General features: G+C 63.2%; 4 protein-coding genes. All 4 read left to right on the forward strand.

Annotation, left to right across the window (positions count from 1 at the left end):
* Window positions 1–451 (forward strand): SCO family protein (locus VGH68_RS18645; RefSeq protein ID WP_331605155.1); only part of this gene is annotated, 451 nt, incomplete at its 5' end.
* A 30-nt stretch (window positions 452–481) separates the two neighbouring features.
* Window positions 482–1171, forward strand: coding sequence for a response regulator transcription factor (locus VGH68_RS18650; protein ID WP_331605156.1), 690 nt, complete (start codon window positions 482–484; stop codon window positions 1169–1171).
* A 169-nt stretch (window positions 1172–1340) separates the two neighbouring features.
* On the forward strand, window positions 1341–1790 hold the full coding sequence (gene gspG, locus VGH68_RS18655) for a type II secretion system major pseudopilin GspG (protein ID WP_331605159.1): 450 nt from the start codon (window positions 1341–1343) through the stop codon (window positions 1788–1790).
* Window positions 1791–1857: 67 nt separating this feature from the next.
* Window positions 1858–3069, forward strand: coding sequence for a type II secretion system F family protein (locus VGH68_RS18660; protein ID WP_331605158.1), 1212 nt, complete (start codon window positions 1858–1860; stop codon window positions 3067–3069).
* Window positions 3070–3219: the final 150 nt, after the last annotated feature.

Consider the following 3219-nt stretch of genomic DNA (forward strand, 5'->3'; position numbering starts at 1 on the left):
GCTGGTGCGCGACGACGGCAAGACCGTCTCGCTGATCGACGAGCTAAACGATGGTCGCCCGGTAGTCCTCACGTTTATCTACACGACGTGCACGACTATCTGTCCGATGATGAGCCGGACCTTTGAAGAATTGCAGGGCAAGCTGGGCGGTGATCGCGACAAGGTCCATCTGGTATCGATCTCGATCGACCCGGAGCAGGACACGCCGGCACGTCTGAGAGCCTATGCCGCACGTTTCGATGCCGGTCCCGAATGGCACTATTATACCGGCACCGTCGAGGCCAGCATCGCGGCGCAGCGCGCGTTCAACGTCTATCGCGGCGACAAGATGAATCACACGGCGGCAGCATTCTTCCGCGCCGCGCCGGGCAAACCCTGGCTGCGGATCGACGGCCTTGCGACGCCGGCCGAACTGTTCAGCGCCTATCACGATGTCGTTGCCGCGAACTAATCGTCTGAGTTCGGGCCGGGAGCGAACAAATTGGCGACGAAGCATCGTGTCCTGATTGCGGAGGATCAGCATCTTCTGCGCGGCGGCCTGTGCGCGATGGTTTCCTCTCTGCCCGACTACGCGGTCGCCGGCGAAGCGCCGGACGGGCTGGCGGTGTGCCGTCTTGCCAATGAGCTGCTGCCCGATCTGATCCTGATGGATCTGTCGATGCCGTGCATGAGCGGCATCGAAGCGATTGCCGTGATCAAACACCAGACGCCGTCGATCCGCATCATTGCTCTGACGATTCACTGCAGCGACGAGCACGTGCGCGAGTCGCTCGCAGCGGGTGCGGACGCTTACGTGATGAAGGATGCGTCGTTCGATGAACTCGTCAGTGAGATGCGTCTGGTGATGCAGGGCGGGCACAACGCCGCACTCGACCAGCACAGGCAGCAGGCCATGTGCCCTGGTCTGCTGCCCGGTGCTTCGCTGCAGACGCAGATATGGGACACGCTAAGTGGCCGCGAGCGCAGCGTGTTGCGGCTCGTCGCGCAAGGCCACACCAATCGCGAAGTCGGCAAGCGCCTGAACCTGAGTCCAAAGACCATCGAAAAACACCGGGCGAGCCTGATGCGCAAGCTCGGAGTCACCAACGTCACGGGCCTCGTGCGCACTGCACTCGACATGGGCGTGCTCGCGCTGCCTCGCGAGGCGGACGAGTTCAACGGCTTCATCTGAACTGCGCCGGAACTGGAGGGTCTTTACCCATCCCTTTGGACGGGTCTCCCTACTTCTTGCCGATATAGACCTGAACAAGAATGCATGAAACGGCTTCGGTGTCATCGGAGCCGCGAGTCGATCGAAGGGGAAGGACGTGCACAGCGAAGTGTTCCCGATCAGGCCTGTGATGCGCGTGAGCCACGCTTGCCACGCACGCGTTCGAGCGGCGTGGCGACGCACCGGCGGTTTCACACTGCTCGAACTGCTTGTTGTGATGGTCATCATCGGCTTGCTGGCGGGACTCGTTGCACCACGTTATTTCGAGCAGGTCGGCAAGTCGAACACCAAGATCGCGCGGGCTCAGGTCGACTCGCTGAGTAAGGCGCTCGATCAATACCGACTCGACATGGGCGCGTATCCGACGACCGAGGAAGGCCTCCAGGCGCTCATGAACAAACCGCAGGACGCGACGCACTGGAGCGGACCGTATCTGCAGAAGGCGGTGCCCCCGGACCCGTGGGACCGCGCGTATCAGTACCGGTCGCCGGGCGAGCATGGCGACTACGACCTGTACTCGCTGGGCAAGGACGGTCAGGTGGGCGGAACCGGCGAGAACACCGATGTCACGTCCTGGTAAGGCGGAGGGTCGGGGGCTTTTGTGGTGCGCTTTGCTTTGTAGTGTGTAGTCAGCAAGGAGAATCAACGTGAAGTATCTGCTGCGCGTGTTCGATACCAGCGGTTCAGTGCAGACGCTTCGCGTCGACAGCGATTCGGTTGCGTCTGCCACCGCGCTTGCGCGCGCAAGAGGGCTGCGGGTGGTGTCGGTACGCGCGGACGCGCGCGGGCAGCGTTGCAGGGTCGGTTGGTCTGTCATGCCGACGTTACCTGGCGCCGGCTTCAATGTCGAATTGTTCGCCCGCGAGCTCGCAGCGCTGCTCGAAGCGGGCGTGGGCGTCGTCGACGCTCTGCGTACTCTGGGCGGCAACGAGCGGCGCGAAGCCTCAGCCGTCGTGTATCGCGATCTGCTGCGCCAGCTCGAAGAAGGGCAGTCGTTGTCCGCCGCGCTCGAACATGCGAGCCACGTGTTTCCTCCCGTGCTCGTTGCGTGCGTGAAAGCCAGTGAACAGACTGGTGGTCTTGCCGACAGTCTCACTCGCTACTCACGCAATAGCGCCTTGTTGCACGAACTGCGCGGGCGGGTGGTGTCCGCGGCGATCTATCCATCGGTGCTGCTGCTAGTCGGCGCAGCGGTCGTGCTGTTTCTGCTGGGTTTCGTCGTGCCGCGTTTTGCCACGCTGCTTGAACACAGCGGCCGTGAGCTGCCCCTGCTCTCCCAACTGTTGATGGCGTGGGGCGGCATGGTGCATGCACACGGCACGGGGCTGGCGCTAAGCCTCGCTGTGGTGTCGGTGACCGCTGTTTTAGCGCTGCGCAGACCGGCGGCGCGTAACTGGATCGCGGATCGCATGCTCGCGCTGCCGGGCATTGGCCAGCACTTCCGCGTGTTTCGACAGTCGCAATTCTTCCGCACGACCGCGATGCTCGTTGACGGCGGCATTCCTGCTGTGCGCGCCTTCGATCTCGCTTGCGGTCTCGTGGGCCGCGTCGACCAGGCCGCGGTCGCGGTCGCGATGCAACAGGTTCGCAACGGCGCCAGGATGTCTGATGCGTTCCAGCAAGCCGGCCTCGCGAACGCCATTACCTATCGTCTGCTGACCGTCGCGGAGAAAACCGGCGGGCTCGGTCCCGTGCTCGACAGGATCGCCGCGTTTCAGGAGGCACAAGTCTCGCGCACCATCGATCTGATCTCGCGCCTCATCGAACCCGCGATGATGATTGTTATCGGTGTGGTGATCGGAGGCATCGTCGTGCTGATGTACATGCCAATCTTCGAAATTGCGTCGAGCATCCAGTAGGCCGCCCTTGGGGGAACTCGCATGGACACCATCAGCGCGACACCCGAGACCCCCAGCGTTGAACTGCGCGACAGATTGCGCGCGCTCGGCGAGCGGCACGGCTCCGGCATTCGCGCGCTGGAAGAGCTGATGGCACAGGCGGCGCTCGAC

Origin of the sequence: Paraburkholderia sp. (assembly GCF_036488505.1) — a bacterium.
Taxonomy (GTDB): domain Bacteria; phylum Pseudomonadota; class Gammaproteobacteria; order Burkholderiales; family Burkholderiaceae; genus Paraburkholderia.

What these genes read in the sequence shown, in the direction of transcription:
- gspG (WP_331605159.1), top strand. Translation starts at nt 1,341, where the DNA reads ATGCGCGTGAGCCACGCTTGCCACGCACGCGTTCGAGCGGCGTGGCGA.